At 28.8% G+C, this 23,376-nt stretch carries 18 protein-coding genes; 9 read left to right on the forward strand and 9 right to left on the reverse strand.

Translation table 11 applies throughout. The annotated features are described in order from the left end of the window. The first annotated feature begins 88 nt into the window (after window positions 1-88). From ccsA to AVANS14531_RS00680, 4 genes are read left to right on the forward strand one after another with little or no spacing between them, the layout of a single operon-like run. Window positions 89-2,836 (forward strand): cytochrome c biogenesis protein, encoded by a 2,748-nt coding sequence (gene ccsA / locus AVANS14531_RS00665; RefSeq protein ID WP_336610940.1) that lies wholly within the window; start codon window positions 89-91, stop codon window positions 2,834-2,836. Continuing rightward, entirely contained in the window at window positions 2,833-3,249 is a 417-nt protein-coding gene (locus tag AVANS14531_RS00670) for a hypothetical protein (protein ID WP_336610941.1), read from the forward strand. The genes ccsA and AVANS14531_RS00670 overlap by 4 nt, the downstream gene beginning before the upstream one ends. 3 nt (window positions 3,250-3,252) lie before the next feature. After that, window positions 3,253-4,014: a 5'/3'-nucleotidase SurE gene (gene surE / locus AVANS14531_RS00675; RefSeq protein ID WP_336610942.1), complete on the forward strand. Its 762-nt coding sequence runs from the start codon at window positions 3,253-3,255 to the stop codon at window positions 4,012-4,014. Then, a complete protein-coding gene (locus AVANS14531_RS00680; RefSeq protein WP_336610943.1) occupies window positions 4,007-4,669 on the forward strand; it encodes a tRNA threonylcarbamoyladenosine dehydratase in 663 nt (220 codons plus the stop codon). Before surE ends, AVANS14531_RS00680 begins: the two co-directional genes overlap by 8 nt. On the opposite strand, the gene AVANS14531_RS00685 is transcribed toward AVANS14531_RS00680, so the two are convergent. The 6 genes from AVANS14531_RS00685 to metK all read right to left on the reverse strand — a co-directional run bounded on the left by AVANS14531_RS00685 (window position 4,640) and on the right by metK (window position 14,126). Next, window positions 4,640-5,140 (reverse strand): hypothetical protein, encoded by a 501-nt coding sequence (locus AVANS14531_RS00685; RefSeq protein WP_239817307.1) that lies wholly within the window; start codon window positions 5,138-5,140, stop codon window positions 4,640-4,642. The genes AVANS14531_RS00680 and AVANS14531_RS00685 overlap by 30 nt on opposite strands. Before the next feature lie 486 nt (window positions 5,141-5,626). Beyond that, the gene (locus AVANS14531_RS00690) at window positions 5,627-8,275 is read right to left on the reverse strand and encodes a UvrD-helicase domain-containing protein (protein WP_336610944.1); all 2,649 of its coding nucleotides are present in this window, start codon (window positions 8,273-8,275) and stop codon (window positions 5,627-5,629) included. After that, window positions 8,272-10,461 carry a PD-(D/E)XK nuclease family protein gene (locus tag AVANS14531_RS00695; RefSeq protein WP_336610945.1) on the reverse strand — a complete coding sequence of 730 codons (2,190 nt, stop codon included), beginning with the start codon at window positions 10,459-10,461 and terminating at the stop codon, window positions 8,272-8,274. The genes AVANS14531_RS00690 and AVANS14531_RS00695 overlap by 4 nt, the downstream gene beginning before the upstream one ends. A gap of 36 nt (window positions 10,462-10,497) precedes the next feature. Continuing rightward, window positions 10,498-11,793 (reverse strand): cell envelope integrity protein CreD, encoded by a 1,296-nt coding sequence (gene creD, locus AVANS14531_RS00700; RefSeq protein ID WP_336610946.1) that lies wholly within the window; start codon window positions 11,791-11,793, stop codon window positions 10,498-10,500. Window positions 11,794-12,042: 249 nt separating this feature from the next. Beyond that, complete coding sequence (locus AVANS14531_RS00705) at window positions 12,043-12,930, reverse strand: lactate/malate family dehydrogenase (protein ID WP_336610947.1); 888 nt, start codon at window positions 12,928-12,930, stop codon at window positions 12,043-12,045. Further along, window positions 12,927-14,126 (reverse strand): methionine adenosyltransferase, encoded by a 1,200-nt coding sequence (gene metK, locus AVANS14531_RS00710; protein ID WP_336610948.1) that lies wholly within the window; start codon window positions 14,124-14,126, stop codon window positions 12,927-12,929. The genes AVANS14531_RS00705 and metK overlap by 4 nt, the downstream gene beginning before the upstream one ends. A 105-nt stretch (window positions 14,127-14,231) precedes the next feature. Here metK and sstT point away from each other — a divergent pair, with 105 nt between their 5' ends. Genes sstT through AVANS14531_RS00725 form a run of 3 tightly spaced genes read left to right on the forward strand, consistent with a single transcriptional unit; the run spans window position 14,232 to window position 19,163 of the window. Then, entirely contained in the window at window positions 14,232-15,455 is a 1,224-nt protein-coding gene (gene sstT / locus AVANS14531_RS00715) for a serine/threonine transporter SstT (RefSeq protein WP_336611029.1), read from the forward strand. A gap of 1 nt (window position 15,456) precedes the next feature. Then, window positions 15,457-17,154, forward strand: coding sequence for a M3 family oligoendopeptidase (locus AVANS14531_RS00720; RefSeq protein ID WP_336610949.1), 1,698 nt, complete (start codon window positions 15,457-15,459; stop codon window positions 17,152-17,154). Continuing rightward, on the forward strand, window positions 17,151-19,163 hold the full coding sequence (locus AVANS14531_RS00725) for an ATP-dependent helicase (protein ID WP_336610950.1): 2,013 nt from the start codon (window positions 17,151-17,153) through the stop codon (window positions 19,161-19,163). The genes AVANS14531_RS00720 and AVANS14531_RS00725 overlap by 4 nt, the downstream gene beginning before the upstream one ends. A 32-nt stretch (window positions 19,164-19,195) precedes the next feature. On the opposite strand, the gene AVANS14531_RS00730 is transcribed toward AVANS14531_RS00725, so the two are convergent. Beyond that, a complete protein-coding gene (locus tag AVANS14531_RS00730) occupies window positions 19,196-19,342 on the reverse strand; it encodes a hypothetical protein (protein ID WP_336610951.1) in 147 nt (48 codons plus the stop codon). A 96-nt stretch (window positions 19,343-19,438) separates the two neighbouring features. Here AVANS14531_RS00730 and AVANS14531_RS00735 point away from each other — a divergent pair, with 96 nt between their 5' ends. Both AVANS14531_RS00735 and AVANS14531_RS00740 read left to right on the forward strand, forming a co-directional pair. After that, window positions 19,439-20,326 (forward strand): hypothetical protein, encoded by an 888-nt coding sequence (locus AVANS14531_RS00735; RefSeq protein WP_336610952.1) that lies wholly within the window; start codon window positions 19,439-19,441, stop codon window positions 20,324-20,326. Between the two features lie 62 nt (window positions 20,327-20,388). Then, entirely contained in the window at window positions 20,389-21,066 is a 678-nt protein-coding gene (locus tag AVANS14531_RS00740; RefSeq protein WP_336610953.1) for a hypothetical protein, read from the forward strand. A 132-nt stretch (window positions 21,067-21,198) separates the two neighbouring features. On the opposite strand, the gene AVANS14531_RS00745 is transcribed toward AVANS14531_RS00740, so the two are convergent. Next, on the reverse strand, window positions 21,199-22,167 hold the full coding sequence (locus tag AVANS14531_RS00745) for an iron-sulfur cluster assembly scaffold protein (protein ID WP_336610954.1): 969 nt from the start codon (window positions 22,165-22,167) through the stop codon (window positions 21,199-21,201). Then, a complete protein-coding gene (locus AVANS14531_RS00750; RefSeq protein ID WP_239817322.1) occupies window positions 22,167-23,363 on the reverse strand; it encodes a NifS family cysteine desulfurase in 1,197 nt (398 codons plus the stop codon). Before AVANS14531_RS00750 ends, AVANS14531_RS00745 begins: the two co-directional genes overlap by 1 nt. Between the last annotated feature and the right edge of the window lie 13 nt (window positions 23,364-23,376).

Here is a 23,376-nt window from a genome sequence, read left to right on the forward strand (position 1 = left end):
TTAAGGCTTTTATTATAAAATAATAACTTAAGTTTATATGATAAAATTTATCAGTTAATAAAGATTTTAAGAATAAGGTTTGTAATTTATGAAGTTTTTTAATAAGATTTTTTCTTTAAAATTTAGTTTATTTTATATGTTTATATTCGCATTTTTATGTATGATTGCAACTTTTGCTGAGAGCAAAAACGGCACAGCTTATGCAAATAGCTTGATTTATAATGCTTGGTATTTTTACTTAATTATGATTTTGTTATTTTTAAGCACAATTTTTTGTATATTTAAATATAAACTTTATAAAAATCTTTCATTATTTTTAATACATAGTTCTTTTATTTTTATTTTTATAGGTGCTGTGCTTACACATTTTTTTGGCTTTGAAGGAGTAATTCATTTAAGAGTTGATAATAAAGCTAACGAGATTAAAAGCACTAAAACCAAATTAATCTTAAAACATAATGATGAAATAATTAGCACGGATAATTTAAACGAAAGTCTAAAGCTAAATAATGTTAGTTTAAAGTTTTTAGATTTTAGCAACGAAGCAGGTCTTACTAAAGTAAAAAGCGATAATTTAAACGACCCAAGTTATTTGAAATTAAGATTTAACTTCGCAAGTGGTTATAGCGATGTTGAGATTAATTATAATGATTGCCTTTTAGTTGGCAAAACTAATTTTTGCTTTAATAAAACAAGCTCAAATAATTATGTAAATTTTTATATTAAAGATAATGAGTTTTATGTAGCTACAAATGAAAAAATCAAATTCCTAAATCAAATTCTTGATTTTGATTTTAAGCTAAAAGATGGAATATATACTTTAGATGATTTTTCATTTTCTGCTTTAAATTATTTAGTTCATTCAAAAGATGCTCTTAGTATGAGTGGGGGCAATTTACAAGCAATTAAAGTGGAATTTAAAATAGGATCATCAAAAGAAAATATAATCCTAGCTCTAAATGATAGTATTAAAATAAATGATTATGAAATATTGTGGAGCCAAGAAAGCTTAAAGCTTGATTTTGATATTTATTTAAAAAGATTTAATCTAATAACCTATGCAAACAGCAATAGCCCAAAAGATTATGAAAGCGAAATCGTAATAATTGATAAAGATAAAAACATTCATACAAAAATCGCTATGAATAAAGTGCTTGATTATAAAGGTATTAGGTATTTTCAGCATTCATACGATGAAGATTTAAAAGGCTCAATTTTAAGTGCGAATAAAGACCTAGGCAAAACCCCTACTTATATAGGATATTTTTTATTATTTTTAGGCTGCTTTTTAAATCTATTTAGCAAAAAAACCATAAGTTATTTTAAGGCTTTAAGCTTAGTATTTTTAGTATTTTTTAACACTAATTTAAGAGCAAATCATATAGATAATTTAAACACTTTAATTATTCAAGATTACAATGATAGATTTTTGCCATTTTATTCATATTCAAAAAATTTATGCAATAAAATAGGCTGTCCTGATATATCAAATGCAAGTAGCGAGATTTTTAGGCTAATTAGCGATGTTAATTATGTAAATGAAGCAAGATTAATAAAGGTAAAAAATCCTAAATTAAGAGAGTTTTTAAACTGCGAAAAACAAGCAAAATTTAGCGATTTTTACGAAGGTTCAAGCTATAAATTAAAAGATGAACTTAAAAAAACTTATGCAAAAGGCGAAGCAAATTTCAATGATTATGATAAAGACTTAATTAGAGTTGATGAAAGCGTAAATATTCTTTATTTAATTTTCACAGGAGAATTATTCAAAATATTGCCAAACGAAAATCACTTGCAAAGCCCATTTGCAAACAATGTAAGTTTAGAAAATCAAAAGCTTGTAAATGATTATTTAAGCGCATTATTAATTGCTAAAAAAACAAATAATTATGATGAAGCTAACATTGCTTTAGAAAAAATCAAAAATCTTCAAAAAATGCAAGATTTTTTACCTAGCGAAAATCAAATAAAAGCCGAAATACTTCTTAATAAATACGATGTTTTTTATAATCTATGTTTAGCTTATTTGATATTATTTTTCATATCTTTATTTTTTATAAATAAAAGAAGCAAAATCATATTTTATTTAAGCTTAATTCTTTTTGTAATTCATCTAGCCTTAATCATTACAAGGGGCTTTGTGGCTGGATTTGCTCCGCTTAGCAATACTTATGAGAGTTTAATTTATATTGCTTTAAGCTCTGTTTTTGCTGGACTTGTATTTAGAAAAAATCTCTTGCTAAGCTTATGTTTATTGCTTAGCGTTGCTGTCTTAATGACTGCTCATTTAAACGATATAAATCCACAAATTACAAACCTAATTCCTGTTTTAAATTCTCCTTATCTTAGCATTCATGTTAGCTTAATTACAGCTTCTTATGGCTTTTTTGCTTTAAGTGCTTTAATTGCATTTGTAAAATTAGTTTGTATTATCATAAAGCGACCTTACGAAAAAGCACTAATTCAAATGCACTTAGCAAATCTTTTAGGCTTATTATTGTTAGTTTGTGGCAATTTCTTAGGCGCTATTTGGGCGAATGAATCATGGGGAAGATACTGGGGCTGGGATTCTAAAGAAACTTGGTCTTTAATTAGTATTTTAATTTATGCAATATTAGTGCATTTAAAATTAAAATCAGAACTTATTAAAAGTTTGCTTAGTTTATGGAGTTTTGGCTCAATTTTAATGACTTATTTTGGGGTTAATTATTATCTAGTTGGCAAGCATTCTTATGCAGGAGAACAAAGTAATTTTAACTCACCTATGTGGCTAATAATTAGCGTTTTAGTATTGCTAATCTTTAGTTTAGTTGCAGTTTTTAGGAGTAAAAAATGAAAGCTTTTTTAATATTAATAGCGCTTTTTTTTATTGCTTGTAATGATGAAAAAATTGATGAAAATTACTTAAATACTCCGCTTAAATGCTCTATAAATAAAGATATTTGTGAAGTTAGCTTTAAAGGAAAGCAAATTAGCTTTGAGATACTAAACCGCCCTATTCGTTTTATGGAAGAATCTAAATTAATAATTAAAGGCTTACCTAAATACGATAATCTAAGCCTTAATTTATACGGGCTTAATATGGATATGGGAGTAATAAAAGCTGATTTTATACGCTTAGAAAATGGTGATTATGAAAGCATTTTTGTAGTAAGCTCATGCTTATTAAGCACTATGAGATATAGATTAGAATTACTAAATAGTAATAAAAAAATAGGTTTATTTATAGATTTTGATATGAAAAGGTAAAATATGAGAATACTTCTTACAAACGATGACGGATACGATGCGCCAGGTCTTATTGCTCTTAGAAAAAGACTTAAAAAAATTAAAGATTTAGAAGTTTTTGTAGTAGCTCCTTGGTCTAATAAAAGTGCATGCGCACACTCACTAACCCTAAATCACCCACTAAGCTTTGTAAAAATAAAGAAAAATTATTATGCCTTAAAAGATGGCACTCCGAGCGATTGCGTAAATCTTGCATTTTGCACTATTTTTAAGGATAAATTGCCTGATTTAGTAGTAAGTGGGATTAATAATGGAGCAAATCTAGCCGAAGATATCACTTATTCAGGCACGGCAGCTGCTTGTATGGAAAGCGTTTTATGTGGAGTAAATGCCATTGCTTTTTCGCAACTTTATGAAAAAGAAGTAGATTTTAAACGTTCAAGCAAACTTGCCGTTAAATTAATCTTAAAATTACTTAAGATGAATCCACTTAAAAAAAGAAGATTTTTAAATGTAAATTATCCAAGTTGCGAGAGTGATTATAAAGGTTATAAAGTTTGTAAAATGGGTAAAATGAGATATGTATTCTCAAGCAAAATGCAAAAAAATCCTAGAGGATTAGAGTATTATTGGCTAGATAGTTTGTATGATTTAAGCAAGGTAAAAGCAAGTAATGATGATATTGATTTCGTAAGACGTGGCTATGCAAGTATAACTCCAATAAAACTAAACCTAACAGCAAAAAAAGAAATAAAAAAAGTTAAAAAGTGGCTAGAAAATGAATGATAAATATACAAGGTCAAGGCTTTTATTTGCCGAAAATTACGAAGAATTAACAAATAAAAAGGTTTTAATTTGTGGGCTTGGTGGCGTTGGTGGAATGTGTTTTAGCTCGCTTGCTAGAGTTGGGATTAATGTAAGCGGAATTGATAAAGATTATTTTGATATAACAAATTGCAACCGCCAACTACATTCTGAAAATACAGGGCTTAGCAAGGCTAGTGTTTTTGCTAAGTTTTATAATGCAAATTGCTATGAGCTACTAATTACTAAAGAAAGCTTTTTAGAGTTTTTAAAGGATAAAGAATTTGATTTAGTGATTGATTGCATTGATGATGTTAAGGCTAAATGTGATTTAGCTGAAATTTGCTATGAAAAAGGCATTGCGTTTATTAGCTCTGGTGGAGCTGCAAAAAGAATTGATCCCACAAAAATAAAAATTGCTAACTGGGATAAAACCAAAATGTGTGCTTTAGCAAAAGCTGTTAGGCTTGAACTTAAAAAACGCAAGTTTAAAGGTAAGTTTAAAATGACTTATAGTGAAGAAGAGCCTATGTGTCAAGGTTTAGGCTCGTTTATGGGAATGACAGGCTCAATGGGGCTAATGCTTTCAAGCTTAGCAATACAAAAATTACAAAACATTAGCTTTAATAAAAAGTAACAATAAAAGAAATACGCAAATTCCTAATATAATAACTCCTGCCATATTAGGAGCGCATTTATTATTAGTTTCTAATCCTAAATCCGTACTTTCAATAAATTTTTTAATTAAAAAATAATAATGCAATTTGCCAAAAACAAATATACAAGCAACATATACCAAAAAAGATATAATTATTGTCTCAACAATCAAGCTTATAAAATCAACCGTAAATGATATAAAAAAGGCTGTCCAAAGCCTTCTATATACAAAAGAAAATTCAATAAAAAATCCAGAAATCCAAAAAAACGGCAATTGCATAAAATCATAAATCAAAACCTTATCTTGCTTATGCCCTGATAATAATAAATTTGTCATTGTCATAACATTTTGAGTTTGTTCTGGCTCAGCTAAAAACCCAGCTACTTTTTGTCTTAAAGCATTTTCATCTTTTAATAATTCACGTGACCTATCGCCTAAAAAAATATTCATAAAATCTCCTTTTAAAAAATTCAAAAAGAATGATAACCCCCCCCCTTAAATTAAACTTAAAAATTTAATCATCTGGAATTTGAATTCGGAATTAACTTTATTTTATTTTGCTTGGGCGTGGTAAATTTAGCTGTTATCTTTTGCCAATATTTGGCTTTATTATTGAAGTGTATCCACCAAAACCATCTTTATCCCATACGTTATGAAATTCTTTTTTAAGGCTTATATAGATATAAATATTTATTTTACTAAAATGATTGATATTTATTAGATTTAGCAAGGTTGCTAAGTCTAGTAAGATTGTTCATGATTTTATTTAATTAAAAATTCATTTTTAATTTGTCTATAAGAGCAAACTTAACATAAAAACTAGTTAGCATTATAACACTACTAAAACGCAACTCATATGAATATAACAAGCTAAATTAGGCTAATGCTTTCTTCTCTTGCGATTAAAGAACTTTCAAAGAATTTGAAATAGGAATTTCAAATTCTTTTTATATTAAAACTTTCATTTTCATAAAACACTACATAAGAGCTAATTTTGTGATTAGAAAAATTAGTTTTTATAAAGTTTTCATAAGTTTTTAGCTGTTTTTCATAAGATTTATTAAAAAACGAGCTTTTATAATCAATTATCTTAACCTCATCATCGCTAATAGCTAATAAATCTATTCTATTCACTTTATTCTCATACAAAAAGTTATATTCTTTAACCAAATTATGATTTTTGATTAGTTCTTTAAACTCCACGCATTTAAGCAAATCTTCGCAAAGTTTTTTTAATTTATCAAAATCTACCTGATTAAACTTATTATATGCAAGTCTTAAGCACTCATTTAAACTTTCATCATTAAAATCGCTTAATTCGCAAAAATAGTGAAATGCGTTTCCTAACATAATCGCATCAGTGCTAAACTCTTTAGCCTTTACATTTTGAAGTGGCACGCAAGGATTAAACTCATAGCTAATATTTATAACACTTGCTTCATTTTCTTTATATCTAAAATTAAGCAAATCATCATCTAAACTCTCATTAGTAATTTCAGCATAATTAATCCCGCTAAGCCCAGCTCCTTCATTCATAACGATACAAAGTGAGCTAATCGCTCTTGTATAAGCTACATAATAGGTATTTATCTCATCATTTTTTTTCGTGTTTTCATAAATTTCAAGCTTTTTTGCATAATCTTTATCATATACACATCTAAGATTTCTAATAGCACTAGCGTCTTTTTTAAAGCCATACCATTTATGGCTAGAAAAATCATATTCAATTTTAAGCCCTGTATCATGTGGGGCATTTTTACTTAAATGAACGCAGATTAAATGCTCAAATTGTAAGCCTTTACTCTTATGAATGGTCATGATATTTATGCCTTTTGCTTCATTGCTTGATGCAAGTTTGCTGCTAAGATTAAAAATAGTATCTAAAAAATCTTTAGAGCTAATATCATCTAAAAACTCTAAAACATATTCATCTTTACATAAATCAAGATGAGTGATTATTTCGTTATAAATCTCATAAGCGCTTTTTGTAATATCAATTTTAAGCTTTGAATAATCCTTGCCTAGCACAGATTTTACAAAATAGCCATAAATCTCATCTTCTAAAAGAGAGTATTTAGCAAATTCTATTAAAACCCTAACGCTCATTTTTGAAACTAACAAAGAATTATTATTTACATTAGTTTTTAATCCAAATTCATTTAAAAAATTAGCTATTTCATTTGCATTTGCATTATCTCTTGTAAGTATGCAAATATCATCTAATTTTGCTCCATTTTGTAGCAAACTTGCAATTTTTTTATAAACATCGTTTAAGTAATTTTCTGTGATTATTTTGCTTACAGCTCCGTTTTCTTTACTTGCAACTAATTGCTCGTAATAATCATCATAAAGATTTTTAAAATTATTATTTACAAACTCTACTATGGCTTTTTTACTGCGATAATTAGTATCAAGATTTTGCAAGGTTATATTATAGGTTTTATTTTTGTGAAATAAATCAAATACTTCTTGCTTAGCACCCCTAAATGAATAAATTGATTGCTTTTTATCTCCTACATAAAAAAAGCTTTTTTGTTTATCATCTATGCCAATTCCAGCTACTATTTCCTCAACCAAAGGCTTAATGATTTCGTATTGAATAACTGAAGTATCTTGAAACTCATCTATTAAAAGATGGCTTAAGTTTGAGTTAAGTCTAAAATAAAAAAGGTCTTTTAAATCCTTATTTTGCAATATTTTATGAACATAAATCGCAACATCACTAAAGCTTAAAATATTTTGCTCTTTATGATAGTTTTTCGCAACTTCGCTAAATTTATCTAAATAATTAAAGCATAATTTTAATTGATTGCTTTCTAAAAAGCCGTAATATTTAGCAACGATTGATAATAATTCTTCATAAGCAGCTGCAAAAGTTGGCAAATCTAGGGCTTTTTGCACATTTGATTTACTAGCGTCTAAAAGTGAGCTAGAAAGTAAAGAATTTAAATCCGTAATTTTGCCAAGCCATTCATCAACTTTTTTATTCGCTCCAGTAAAATTATCTTTAAGCCTTAAAAACTCATCAAAAGGGCTAATAATTTCTATATCATTTATGATTTTTTCGCCTGTGTAATTTAAATATAAACTCTCAAGCCAGTTTAAAAAATCTCCTAAGCTCATATTAAAATCTTTTAAGTCTTTTACTAATTTTATGGCTTCATTTGTATCTAAAGACTTTAAAAACTCTTCTTTAATATCTAAATAATCAATTAATTCCGCATCAACGCTTAAGCCCTCATGAGTTGCAAAAAGCCTTAAAATCTTAGAAAAAAAGCTATCAAAAGTATAAATCCTAAGCTCATCTTCTTTAAAGTTTTTTAAGAATTTATTTCGTGTATTTATGATTTGCTCTGCACTTAAGCCTAATGAATCTTGCAAAACTTTTAGTTCAGCAGCTCTATTTTCAAGATTTAAAAATACATTTGTAATTCTTTCTTTCATCTCATTTACAGCTTTTTTTGTAAATGTAAGAGCTACTATATCATTAATACTAGCACCACTTAAAACTAGAGCAATATATCTAATACTTAAGGTAAATGTCTTGCCACTTCCAGCACTTGCTGATAATGCGATATGTTTCATGCTCTGTCCTTTTTATTGATTATTAGATGATAATAGCCGTAAGCGTTTTCGTTTTTATCTAAAACAAAGCCATCTTTTAGCGTTGCGATATCGTTTTCAATTTCTTTAGATAATTTATCAAATTTAGCACATTCAAGCACTGCTCCACGGGTGCTTTTTAGATAAATTAAAGCTGTTTTTATTAAAGGCTTATCTAAAAGCATTGCATAAAAGGCTAATTGTTTTTCATGATTTTTGCTTGAGTTTGGCTTATTTGAAGTCTTATAATCAATTATTAGCTCATCACTTATTCTATCTGCAATCCCGTAGGCATTGATATTTGCGATTTTACCCGAGATTTTTTCTTCACATTTTGCACTTGGCTGATTATTATTAATATAATACGCAATTTCATCTAAATTATCGTATATTAAAGCATAATCAATAGGGCTTAAATTATCTTTTAGCTCTTTTTCAAATTCCTGTTTTAAATTCTTAAAATCAGCGTTTTGAAAAAACTCATGAACCTTTAATCCGATTGCTGCTTTTTCGTTTAAATTACTTGGCTCACTTAATTTTAAAATATATTTTAAATAGTATTCATAAGGCGAGTTTAAATAGCATGATAATCTTGAAAAACTCAGTGGCTCTGCAAAAAAATCATGATTTTTTATAAGTTCTAAATCAGGCTCAAGTATGTTTTCATTTGCTTTTGTTTTGCCATTAAATGCTTTTAAAAACGACTCTATAAGTCCTTTTTCATCTACGATTTGTCTTTCACAATTAAAATCTTTTAGCATTCTAGCAGGTGATTTTTCTTCATTTTCAAGGTATAAAACAAAAACTTCCTTAGCATTAAAAAGCTCTTTATAATAATGTCTTTGTAAATTTTCTCTATCAGCATAGCTAATTAGCCCAGCCTTTGTGCGAACTGCGTTGTTTAAAAACATTTCATTCACACTTCTTTTTGGCACTAAATCATCGTTAAAATCAAGAACGATTACTATATCCTTACTCATCCCACGACTTTCTAACACTCCTAGAGCATCAACATTTCCGCCGTTTGTATGAGAGATTTTAATGTTATTAGCGTCAAGTAGCTTGATAATTTGCGAAAAATCTAATTTAAACTCATTATTTAAAAGCTTTATTTCATTTAAGCGATTTTTTAAGATTTCTTTAACTTCAGCGTTTTTACTAAGGCTTAATAGTTGCTCTTTTAATTTATCAAAATCATTTTTATTAAGCTCAATACAACCCAGCAATTTTTTTTGTAAAGTTGCTATTTCATCTTCGTTTAAAATAGCATTTAGTTTTTGTGCGATTTCGTTTGAGTTTAGCCCACTTGCTATATTTAAATAATTATGAATATCAAGAGCTTTTAAGCTACTTGCAACACTTTCATCTGGCATAATAAGTGCGATTTGTTTATCATCTTGATAATATTTTGAAATTAAACTAAGTGCATAAATGTATTGATAAATTGAGCTTTTAAACGAAGCAGTTTTTATAGTGTTATTATAATTTAGCCCAGTTTGTTCTAAGATTTGCCAAGAATTATTAAAGCTTAGAGTATAAGTATAATTTGGCTTAAAGTCTATTTTAAAAGATTTTTTTAATAAATTTGCGTTGTAATCGCTTATATTTGTGATGATTTTTACATTAGTTTCATTTGATAACTTTTCAAAAAATTCTAATTCATATTGCTTTAAAAAGCCGTTTAAATAAAAGGTAATTGATTTAAATTGATTTAATAAAAAATAATTAGGTCTAAGCTCATTAATCGTTATATCATCATATAAATTTTGGCTATCTAGTTCATTTTTATAATGCTTTAAACACTCTTCTAAAATGTCTAAATATTCATCAAAAAAGCTATATAAATCATTATTTCTTAAATCATTTATGCTTACTTTTTGGCTATTTAATTCGCTAAAAAATGAGAATAAATATTCTTTATTTTTTAAAAAACTTAAAAAATCATTTGAAAAATTAAGCTTTTTATAATCTTTAGTTTTATTACAAGCTTTATTCATTGCGATGATTTGCTCTACTTCGGTTGCTCTTCTTTTATCATTTATCGCATAATCTTGAAAAAACTCATTAATACTAATCGTAGTCGCAAAAAAACCATCATTTTTAAGATTTTTTATATAATCTTTTATCTGCCTTAAATTAGAAAATATAATCAAGTCTTTTTTAATCATCTTAATTCCTATTTCAAATTCTTTTTTATCTTTTATTTATTCAGCTTTTTTATCCAAAAAATTATCAATATTTTTAGTAATATACATAAGAACATATAAAACTATCATTATAAGAATTGTTCCTGTAAGTAATGCGAATTGCTCCATTTGAAGCACAGAAAATAACACAGCATAAACTCCACCTAAAAATAACAGCATTCCAAGGCCAAATTTCTTGCTTTTTGTAAGGGCTTTTATATAAAGTGCGTTTGGTATTACAACCATTAATGTAGCGATAATATAGGCAAGTTCAAAACTAAGATACTCTGACATTGAAAGTAAAACCAAATAAAACAAAGTTAGCGAAAATCCAACAACTCCGTATTGAATATAATGAGTTGGTTTTTTGCCTAAAATTTCAAAAACATAAACCACAAATAAACTAAGCATTATAAATAATATGCTGTATTTAGTAGCTCTTATTACTTGTCTATAATGAGTAATGCCTTCGTATAGATTAATTCCGATTAGATTATCGCTTAGATATTGATTTGAATTATTTATAGCTTTTTGATAATTCATAGTAAATGGCATAATTTCATATTTTGCATTAAAACCATTATTATCAAGATTTTTGCTAACTGGCAATGTCCCATAAAAACTAGGCTTGCTTTCTTTTGAATTAATATCTAAGGTATTCTTTTGCGCTAAAGGAAGTATCTCTATGCCTTTTGAACCCCTTAATGTAAAAGAGATTTCAAAAGATGTATTATTTGCTAATAAATTCTTATTAACTAATGATGAGATTCCATATATTAAGTGATAATTTTTACTATTTGTTCCTGCATTTGGTTTTAAATCAACGCCATTTAATTTAAGAGTTGAGATATTTACTAATGATTTTGCATCTAATAAACCTAAAGATAAATAAATTTCATCAAAATCTTGCGGTAATTTTTCATCTAAATCAATAAAATTACCACTAATGCCAATATTTGCATTATAAACACTTGCTTTATATATTCCTTTTTGTCTAATCTCATCTAAAATATCAACTTTTACATCAATTTGGCTTGGGATTATGATTTTTTCGTAGGCGATTTTTTGTGTAGTGATATTGCCTTCTTGATCTTTTATATCTTGCTCTTTAGTACCATTAATTACTAGAAAAATCCCATGTATAGTTTGCTTTTTGCCCCATTCATTGCCTAGATTATCAATCATATTTTCATAAGTATTATTTCTTTCATTTATTATGCCATCTATAAAAAACAATGGGATTTGAAGCAATATTGCAAGTAAAAATATAAAGCCTACTTTTTTGGTTATTGAATTAGATGGTGTTTTAATCATTTTATTTCCTTTAAATACTTTTATAAGCTTAAAATTATCATTAAACTTAGCTTATTTTAAAATGATTATCATATACTAAATAAGCTTAAATTACGAATAGCAAACGAAATTCCTATTTCAAATTCCACTCACAAACCAACCTAAAGGCTAAGCTTAATAAGTTTCATTTTAATTTAGCTTGGATATTTCACTTAGCCTTTTCTAACAATTTTAACCCCTTTAATATCTTAAAGGTATATTAAACAAAAATTATAAAAAATTAACAACTGAGTTTATGGTTTTTAAAATATAGTTTTTTGAAATTTCTAACTTTTCTTTTTCGCTTTCGCTTAGGTTTAAATCAAGAACTTTTTTAATCCCACCTTTGCCTAAAATAACAGGGCGAGAATAAGCTAAATTGCCTTGAACGAAACTTAAAGGCGTGATTAAATTCTCATCATCTTTAATAGCCTTAATAATTCTTGCAATCGTGCTTCCTATTCCAAATTCCGTTTTGCCTTTAACCTTAAAAATCTCTCCGCCTTTAAAACGAGCTTTGTTTTCAATTTCTTCTAAATTTAAATTAAATTCGCTTATATTTTTACCTGCAATACTAGCATTGCTAGCATATAAAAACTGAGTATCTCCATGCTCTGCTAACATATAAGCATTTATATTTTTATACGAAACATTAGTTCTTTTTGCTATTTCAATCTTTACTCTTGCACTATCTAGGGTAGTTCCTGTTCCTATTACTTTTGTAGCATCAATTTTGCTTAATTTTTGAGCATAATAAACTATGCTATCATTTGGATTAGTAGCGATTACAAAAATACCTTTGAAACCATCTAAGCCTTTAATGATTTCTTTTAAAGGTTCATAATTTGCCTTAAGCTCAAGCGTTCTATCAGGCTCAATACAAGCTGTATAAGCTAGAACAATAACATCACATTGAACTAATTCGCTTAAATTATTTGCTGCGATTATTTTAGAATTTGAATTCGTATATTCTAACGAATCTTCAAGATCTTGCATACTTGCAAGTGCAAGACCTTGTATCTTATCAAACAAATAAAGTTCGTTTGCTATATTGCAACTTGCAATCATAAAAGAAGCTGCACTGCCAACTGCACCTAATCCAATAACTCCGACTTTCATTTCGCTAAACTTTTAAAAATCTCAACGCTATCAAGCTTTTCCCAAGGATATGATGCAACGCCAACTTGTCCGTAAGTTGCCACATCAGCATAAGAAAATCCTGCTTTGCTTGGTTCATCTAATCTAAATTTTTCTTTAATCCATCTAGGAGTTAAAGCGAAATTGCTTTCAACAAATGCACTTAAAATATTATCATCTACACTTGTATTTGTTCCCATACAATCAACATTTACGCTTGTTGGTTTTGCAATACCTATTGCATAGCTAATTTGCACTATGCACTTTTTAGCTAAGCCACTTGCTACGATATTTTTTGCAATGTATCTTGCAGCATATAGCCCACTTCTATCAACCTTGGTATAATCTTTAGAGCTTTGAGCACCCCCACCTATTGGACTATACCCACCAAAACTATCTACTATTAGTTTTCTTCCTGTAAGACCACTATCATGTAAGCTTGAGTGATTTACATAGCGACCCGTTGGGTTAATATAAATAATGCAATCGTTTTTATTAAATAATTCTTTTGGTAAGCCTGAGTTTTCTATTAAACTCATAATTTTTGTGCGAACCTCATCAAGACTTAAAGAACTCACACTTGGAGCTGAAACTACTATTGTATGGATTTTTTTAGGCTTACAATTTTCGTAATTTTCTTTGCTCTCATAATCAATTGTAACTTGAGTTTTTATATCAACTCCAAACTCATGCGGATTATTTAGAGCGTATTCATAAACTTTATTGCAAATTAATCTTGCATAATAAATTGCAGCAGGCATAAATTCAGGCGCTTCACTACTTGCAAAGCCAAACATCATACCCTGATCTCCTGCTCCTATTTCGCCGTCTTTTTGATCAACACCTTGATTAATATCATTACTTTGTTCGTTTAATAAAACTTGCACTTTAACATCACTTGGGTGTAAGCACTCAGCCTTGCTAAAATGTGAATCTTCTTTATAACCTATCTTAATTAAAGCGTTTTTTACTAATTCTTCGTATTCTTCTTGACTAACTTTTAAATTTGATTTGATTTCTCCGCCGATTATTACATTTTTACCAGCTACGAATACTTCGCTTGCTACACGAGCATTTTTATCATAGTTTATATGCAAATCAACTATGCTATCAGCAATGATATCAGCACATTTATCAGGATGACCCGCACTAACTACTTCACTTGTGAATAAATACATTTATTATCCTTTATAATAAATTTTTGCTTAATTTTAGCCTTTATAGTTAATGTTTTGTAAGAGTGATTTGCTATATTTTTTCCTTTTTAAGGAGAGTTTATGAGTATGCTAAGTTCAGTTATTACAAGGTATAAAAGCACTAATTTAATCGTGCAAATACTAATAGGCATTATTTTAGGTGTTATTGTTGGAATTTTTGTTCCTAGTTTGGTTGATTTTACTTCACTTTTGGGTAATTTTTTTATAGGTGCATTGAAAGCTATTGCTCCAATTTTAGTATTTATTTTAGTGCTTAGTGCGATTTCTACTAGAGAATACGGAGATGGAACAAAGAAAATTAAAAAAGTTATAATTTTATATTTAATAGGAACATTTTTAGCTTCTGTTTGCGCTGTTATAGCGTCATTTTTATTCCCTACAAAACTAATTTTAGAAATCCCACAAAATACTGATTTGATCCCACCTAGTAGTGTTATTAAAGTATTTCAAGATTTATTATTTAGTATGGTTGAAAACCCTGTAAAAGCCTTAGCTAACGGAAATTATATAGGTATTTTAACTTGGGCGATTGCAGCAGGAATTGCACTTAAGACTTGCTCAAAAGAAGTAAAAAGAGTTTTTATAGATATTAACGAAGGAACTATTAAAATCGTAGCATTTATAGTTCGCTTAGCACCATTTGGAATCTTTGGACTTGTAAGCTCAAATATAGCAAGAACAGGAATTGAAACAATGGCAAATTATGCGATGTTATTAGTAGTTTTGGTTGGCACTATGCTATTTGTAACATTTGTAATAAATCCTTTAATAGTATTTGTTGTAACTAAGAAAAATCCTTATCCTTTAGTTTGGGTTTGTTTAAAACATTCTGCAATTTATGCTTTCTTTACTAGAAGTTCGGCTGCAAATATTCCTGTAAATATGGCACTTTGCTCAAAAATAAATGTAGATAAAGAATTATATGGAGTTTCAATTCCACTAGGTGCAACCATCAATATGGCAGGAGCAGCTGTAACCATTGCTATATTAGCACTTTCGGCTGTGCATACTCTAGGAATTAATGTAAGCTTTACTCAGGCATTATTATTAAGCTTTTTAGCTGCATTTGCTGCTTGTGGGGCTAGTGGGGTTGCTGGGGGTTCTTTACTTTTAGTTCCACTTGCTTGCTCGTTATTTGGAATAAGCGATGATATTGCTATGCAAGTAGTTGGAGTTGGCTTTATAATAGGTGTTATTCAAGATAGCGTTGAAACTGCACTAAATAGCTCAACTGATGTGCTATTTTCTGCGATTTGCTCTGATACACAAATAGATTTAAGTAGGGTTTAAAATGGAATGGGATTTAAGCATAATTTATAAAAATAAAGAAGACTTATATGATAATTTAAAAGATTTAGAAAAAAGAGCCGATGATTTTGCTAGTAAATATGAAAACAAGCTTAACGAATGCGTGGAATTTGAAATAGGAATTAAAGAATTAGAAAATATTTACGAAGGACTTAGCAAGGCTGGTGCTTATGCTTATTTAAACTTTGCAAAAGATAGCTCAAACGGAGCATTTTTGCAAGAAATAAGCGAAATTTGCACAAAAATCTCTTCAAAATTAGTATTTTTTGAAATTGAGTTTTGTGAACTTGAAAACGCACAAGAAATTGCAAACAAAAGTAGCGAATACTCATATTTGCTAAATAACTGGCTAAAAAGCAAAAAATATCAGCTAAGCAAAAGTAACGAACAAATATTTATGAAAATGAGCGTAAATGGAAATGAAGCCTTTTCAAGATTATTTGATGAGTATTTAAGCAATATTACTTTTAAGCTTGATTTAGAAAAAATTAGCGAAGAAGAATTGCTAAGCAAACTTTATAGCCCTGATAGAGCTTTAAGAAAAAGAGCTGCCGACGCACTTACAAAAGGACTTAAGAAAAATATCAAAACTCTAAGCTTTATTTTTAATATGATTAAAAATCATCACAAAACCGAATGTGAATTAAGAGGATATGAAAATCCTTTAAGAGCAAGGAATTTAAGCAATCAAATAAGCGATGAAAGCGTTATGAGTTTAATCAAAGTTGCTGAAAGCAATTATCATCTGGTAGAAAAATATTATAATAAAAAGTGTGAAATTCTAGGCTTAAAAGAGCTAAAAGATTATGATAGATACGCACCGCTTTACTCTGATGCTAGCAATGATTGGGATTTTGAAAAGTCTTGTAAGGTAGTAAAAGATACATTTAATAAATTTAGTCCAAAATTTGCTGATATTATGCAAAAAGCTTTAAATAATCATGCACTTGATGTATATCCAGCTAAAAATAAGCGTGGTGGAGCATTTAGCTATGGTATAAATCCTCAACCATTCGTAATGCTAAATCATACAAATAATAGAAGAGATTTATTTACCTTAGCTCATGAATTAGGACATTTAATTCATCAAAGTTTAGCTGGGCAAAAGCTTGGATATTTTAATGCAAACACTCCATTAACAACGGCTGAAACTGCTAGTGTATTTGCTGAAATGCTAACCTATGATGCTATTAAAGATACGCTTAGTGCAAAAGAGAAAAAAGCACTTCTAGCAAGTAAAATTGAAGATATTTTCGCAACATTTTTTAGACAAATTAATTTTACAAATTTCGAAATAGCTTTACATAATCACGAAGGCGAATTAAGTGTAGATGAGCTTTGCGATTTATGGCTAGCTGAAGGGCAAAAAATGTTTGGTAAAAGCGTAAAATTACGCAAAAAATATAAATATTGGTTTAGCTATATTCCGCATTTTATACATTCGCCGTTTTATTGTTATGCGTATTCTTATGCGCAATTATTAGTTTTAGCTTTATTTGGACTTTATAAGAGTGGAAAATGCCCTAATTTTGTGGATATTTATACTGAGTTTTTAGCAAGTGGGGGTTCTAAATCACCAGCCGAATTAGTTGCTCTTTTTGGTCTTGATTTAAATAGTGATGAGTTTTGGCAATTAGGTATAAATGAAATTTCAAAAATGGTTCAGGAGTTTTGTGAATGAGTTATTTAGATAAACTAAATCCCGCTCAAAAAGAGGCGGCTACTTTTGTAGATGGAAGTTTGCTAATTTTAGCAGGTGCTGGAACAGGTAAAACCCAAACTATGATTAGTAGATTAGTTTATCTAATAAGCGAAGTTGGAATTAGTCCTGAATCAATCTTAAGCCTTACATTTACAAATAAGGCTGCAGCTTCTATGAAAGAGCGAGCAGTTTCAATGCTAAATGATATTGGCTTTAGTGGAAATTTACCAACCCTTAGCACATTTCATAGCTTTGGAATGGAGTTTTTGAGTGAATATATAGAATTACTTGATGGGCGTAGAAGAAAAAATTATAGGCTAATTGATACTGATGATAAAAAAGACATTATAAAAAGCCTAGTCTTAGATAAAATTAGGCTAGATGATATTAATTTCTTAGTAAAAGATAAAAAAGATAAAGAAATTTTAAAAGAAGAAAGAGAGTTTTTAAACGATGAAACAAAAAAAGCTCTTGCTTATATAGAAGAAGTAAAAAATACTTTGGAATTTGAAACAGCAAATACAAATCACGAAATATATGTAAAATACGAAGAAATTTTAACTAGAGATAATTTAATTGACTTTGATGATTTAATCATTTTACCGCACGATATTTTAAAGCAAAACCTTGCAACTGCAAAAAAAGTAAGCGAAAAATACTCTTATATAATGGTAGATGAGTATCAAGATACTAACCTAGCTCAATTAAAATTATTAAAGCTACTTTGCACGGCTCATCAAAATATAGTAGTAGTTGGCGATGATGACCAAAGCATTTATTCATTTCGCCATGCAAGGGTGCAAAATATTTTAGGTTTTGCTGATGATTTTAAGGGTGCAAAGATAATAAAACTTGAAGAAAATTATAGAAGCACGAAAACTATATTAACTCATGCAAACAATGTAATCTCAAACAATAAATCAAGATATGGAAAAGAGCTTTTTACTAATAATAAAATAGATGATGATATTACTAGACTTGAAAATTATCATGAAGTAGTTTATGAGATAAAAAAACTTATAGAAAACGATGTAAAACCTAGTGAGATTTGTATTATTTATAGAATGAATATGAGTGCAAACTTCATTGAGCCTAGGCTAATTAGCGAAAATATTCCTTATAAAGTGATAGGCTCGGTGCCGTTTTTTGAAAGAGCTGAGATAAAACTGCTTTTAAATTATTTAAGGCTTTATATTAATCATAATGATAATTTAGCTTTCAAAAAAATCATAAATATGCCTAAAAGAAAGTTCGGTGAAAAAGCCTTAGAAAAGCTAGAAAATAATGCTACTAAGCTTTCTTTACTTGAAAGTCTAAAGGATAATCTAGCAAGTTTTAAAAATAAAGAAATTAATGATTTTGTGGAGCTTTTTACTAACACACAAGATAAATTTGCTTTATTTTTAAATAAATTATTAGGCTTAGAAGTTCATAAATTATTTGATAATGTAAAGGCTAGAGAAGAAAACTGCTCGGTGTTTTTTGATATTATTAGAAGAGAATGTGGCTTTAATGCTGATATTACTAAACTTACTAATTTTTTAAACAAAATCATCTTACAAGAGCAAATCCTAAAAGAAAGTAATGAGTGCATAAATCTTTTAAGCATACATGCTAGCAAGGGGCTTGAGTTTTCTTATGTATTTTTAATTGATTGTGATAATGGCAAAATGCCTTGTGCTTTTATGGGTGGCGGGGTTGATATTGAAGAAGAGAGAAGGCTTTTATATGTAGCAATTACTAGGGCTAAAAAGAAATTTTATTTTCAATACGATTTAACAAATCCAAGTATTTTTGTAAGCGAAATAATGCTAATTAAAGCAAAAGAAGAAGTAAAAGAAGAAAATTCAGAGTTTAAAATAAATGCTTTAGTATCTCATAAATTATTTGGCATAGGCAAAGTAACAAATGTAGAAAACAACACAATCAGCGTTAATTTTCAAGGAAATATAAGAAAATTAAACAAAAGCTTTTTAACTCTTATCTAAGAATTACGAATAAAAATTCGTAATTCTCTCAATCAATCATTGATATGTGGGCTGCAATACAATGTGCCATACCAAGTAATTGTGCAATGATTTACTGGTCTTTTATATTCATGCCCAGCAGCATATACAACTGAGCTTAAAGCTAACAATAAAACAACAGATGAAAATAATTTCTTCATAATCTCTCCTTTTTTTAAAAATTTAGTAAATTATTACTAAAAACTCTTAAAAAAAAATAAAATTAACCGATATAAGTTAAATAAAGGAGAATAAAAATGGATTTAAGTATTTGCGATATGGGAGGGTTCTTAAACTCTAGCCTACATAAAATAAAAAATGTAAATAGCACTATTAATCTAAGCCAAATAAGAAAAGATATAAAAACAAATAATTTTGAATATAAAACAAGTGATAAAGAATTAAATGTATTTTTTAGCCTTGATAATAAAAGCGTAGGAATTAGCTTAGATAAAGATATTTTAAAAGATTTAAAAAGCTTTTTTAATAAAAATGATTTTTTAGAAGAAAATGGAAAAACTATTTTAAAAGGCGATGTGGCTAATTATGTAGCGGGTTGGTTTAGTGAGATTGCATTTGATTTAAAATATCTTGAAAGCGATAGTGATAATAATGGGGTTTTAAATAGTGAAGAGTTGATGAATACTTTTACCAATGGGCTTTACTTTAACCAACAAAAAAATGGAATATATGTATTAGATGAAATTGTTCTAAATGAAAAAGCAGATGAAGACTATTTAAGTCAAATCGGCGAAAAAAACATAAACACTATTTCAAAAATGATTAATAATAGAATATTTTTTGATAAAGATAAAGATGGAGAAATATTAGTAAAAGAACAATACATTGAAGATGAAAGCGAATATTTTAAAAACTTAAATCAAGCAAAAGAAGAATTAAAAGATAAGAAAGAAAAAATAGAAATTAATCCAAAGCTAAAAGAATACGCAATAAATGAAGAAAACAATCACATAAGAAAACTAAAGCAAGATATACAACTATTTAAAAACTCAAATGCTTTAAAGATAAATGAAGATAAAGAAAAAGAATTAAAAGATAAAAATACCTTAGAAGATTTTTGCGAGTTTAGTATAAAGCTAATTGATGAGCTTAAAGATTATAAACTGCTAGATTTAAAAGCCTAATTCAAATTCTTTTAATTAAGAGGAACATATTTTGCTACTTCTTATCAAATAAAGGAGAGCAAATGATAATAAATGATAGGATTGTTCTTAGTTCTTACACTAAAACAAATAATTTAAAAGATAATAAAAACGCTTCATTTGAAGAAGCCTTACAAACTCAAAGTAAAGCAGCAAATACTATAAATGATGAACTAATCAATAAGTGTATATCAAATGCTGAAGATGATTTTGCTTGGTCTATGTTTGGTTTTTGTACTTACTTTCCAACCGAATGGCACACTCCTAGAAAAGATAAAGAATTAGATAGTGAGTATTTAAATAGAATTCCTAAAGAAGATGTAGGGGTAATGATGTTTTTAGAAGCTTGTGGAATAGCTGAGACTAGAAAATTAGATCCAATTAAAAATGATTTAGATTATAAAGTGTTAAAAGCAGCAGAAGAAGTATTGGAAAACTATCAAATAACACCTGATTTAGAATTAAAAATAATTGAATTTGCTAAAAAATCATCAAAAGAATTTATGAATAATTTTGATTTACCATCTGGAAGTGTAGGACTTGATCACCCTAAATTACAAGCTATTTTTAAAAAACATGGAATTTCAATGGATGAATTTGTAGATAAAGAAAAACTAATGAAACAAAGCTTTAAATTTGATTTTGATAAAGAAAAGGATAAATTATTTGATGAACTTTTAAAACTAGGAGAAAACAATAAAATAAGATTAGGAATTAGTTAATTTAAGTATTAGTAAAAATGGAACTTAAATTTCGGAAAGTCTTTTGTAATTTTAAGATTAGCAATTTAAAACAGATATTGAAATTCCTATTTCAAATTCCTTAAAATTTATGGCAATTTAACTTGCCATAAATTATACAGGAATTACTCTTATATTTGGACTTAAGTTTTCTTGTAAAACATTTTCAATCGCATATAATGTCCCAGTGCTTCCACTAGAACAGCCACTACATGCTCCTAAATAGCGAATATATAAATCGCACATACCATCATTGCCTTTTTGAATATCAATAACTTCTAAATCACCGCCATCCATATGAAGCATTGGGCGAATTTCAGCATCTAATAGCTCTTCTACAGCTTTAATTTGTTTTACAACGGTTAAATCATCAAAATTATCACTTAGCGTAGCTTTTGCTAAACGCTCTTTATCCATTTGTGCTCTAGTTTCAGCTAAAATATCTACTAGATAGTATTCTCTTTTTTCATGTCCGCCAGCTCTTACGCAAGATTTACAAAACGCTCCTGCTTTAGTATATTGCGTGATTTGTTCAACTGATTTTAAATCATTTAATCTTATTACTTCTTTTATTGTCTTAAGGCTAACTCTTGCACACTCACATACTATTATTTCTTCTTCAAAATCTTCAGGATTTACACCTTTATACTGAGCAGCTGCAGCTTTTATAACATCATAAGCCATTACACTACAATGCATTTTTTGAGGTGGAACTGCAGGAGTTTCTGGATTATCACGCATAGCAAACTCAACATCAATATTTGTAATCTTTACTGCTTCATCTACCGTTTTACCTATACATAAACCTGCCATAGTATCGCTACTTGCAATCGCTGTTCCACAGCCAAAGCTTTTAAATTTAGCATCTTTTATGATATTTGTAGCTTCATCAACTAACCAATAAAGCCTAACAGCATCTCCACAACTCTCAGCTCCAAAATCTGCTACAATAAGCTTTGTATTAGTTGCTTTTGCATCTTCTTCAGTTAGCTCTCCCATGTGTCTTGGATTATTCATTAAATCCTGAACTTTTTGTGAATACTCATCCCAAATTGAACCGCTTATTAAATTATTCTTTGCCATTATTTATCCTTTTTAAGAAAGCTTGGTGTATAAGCATAAGTGCTTGAAATTGCTCTTAAACGCTTTGCAGCTATTTTGATTTGCTCTGCTGCATAATCAATTTCGCTTTCTGTATTAAATCTACTTAAACTAAGTCTTAATGCAGTATGGGCTAAATCAGCTTCAGCTCCGATAGCTTCCATTATAGGATTGCTCTCAAGGTTTTCAGATGCACACGCACTTCCTGTGCTTGCAGCTATGCCAGCCTTGTTTAAATCCCAAAGCATTGCTTCGCCTTCAACGCCTTTAATACTTGCTAAAATAGTATTAGGAACTCTATTTTCTCTACTTCCAACCACACTAACATCAGGTATAGTTAAAATCTCATCTTCAAGCTTATCTCTTAATCTTCTTATGTGTGAATTCTCGTAATCTAGCATTAAATTTGCAAGTCTTAAAGCCTCAGCCATTCCAACAATTCCTGCAACATTTAATGTCCCACTTCTACGACCACCCATATGCTCTCCACCATGAAGTAATGAAGTAAGCTTTAAGCCTTGTTTAATATAAAGCCCACCAACTCCTTTTGGTCCGTGGAATTTATGAGCTGAAAATGAAGCAAAATCAACCCCTGCACTTCTAAAATCTACTTTGATTTTACCTACTGCCTGAGTTGCGTCTGTATGAAATAAAGCCCCATGCTCATGAGCAATATCGCATAATTGCTTAATAGGGAAAATCATTCCTGTTTCATTGTTCGCCCACATGATATTTACAAGTGCAGTTTTGTCGCTTATCATTTCTTTTAAATCTTGCACATTGCAAGTGCCTTCGCTATTTACAGGTAAGGTTTTGATTTTTACACCAAGTCTTGCTTCTAAAAAAGCACAGGTAGCCCCAACTGCAGGGTGTTCTACTCCACTTATTATGATTTCGTTTTTATCTTTGTTTAAAATCTCATCAAAATAAATGCCTTTTAAAACCCAGTTGATACTCTCAGTAGCACATGAAGTAATGATTACATCATCTAAATCACTTGCACCTAAACCTGAATATAATTTATCTAAAGCCTCATTTAGTGGCTTATGTGTTGCTTGTCCAAAACGATGAAGCGAATTTGGATTACCATAAATGTTTTCTAAATATGGTTTCATAAGTTCAAAAACGCTAGGATCAATCATCGTTGTAGCGTTATTATCTAAATAAATCTCTTTCATATTTTTTCCTTCT

The sequence above is a fragment of the Campylobacter sp. Cr9 genome, assembly GCF_020138295.1.
GTDB lineage: Bacteria > Campylobacterota > Campylobacteria > Campylobacterales > Campylobacteraceae > Campylobacter_E.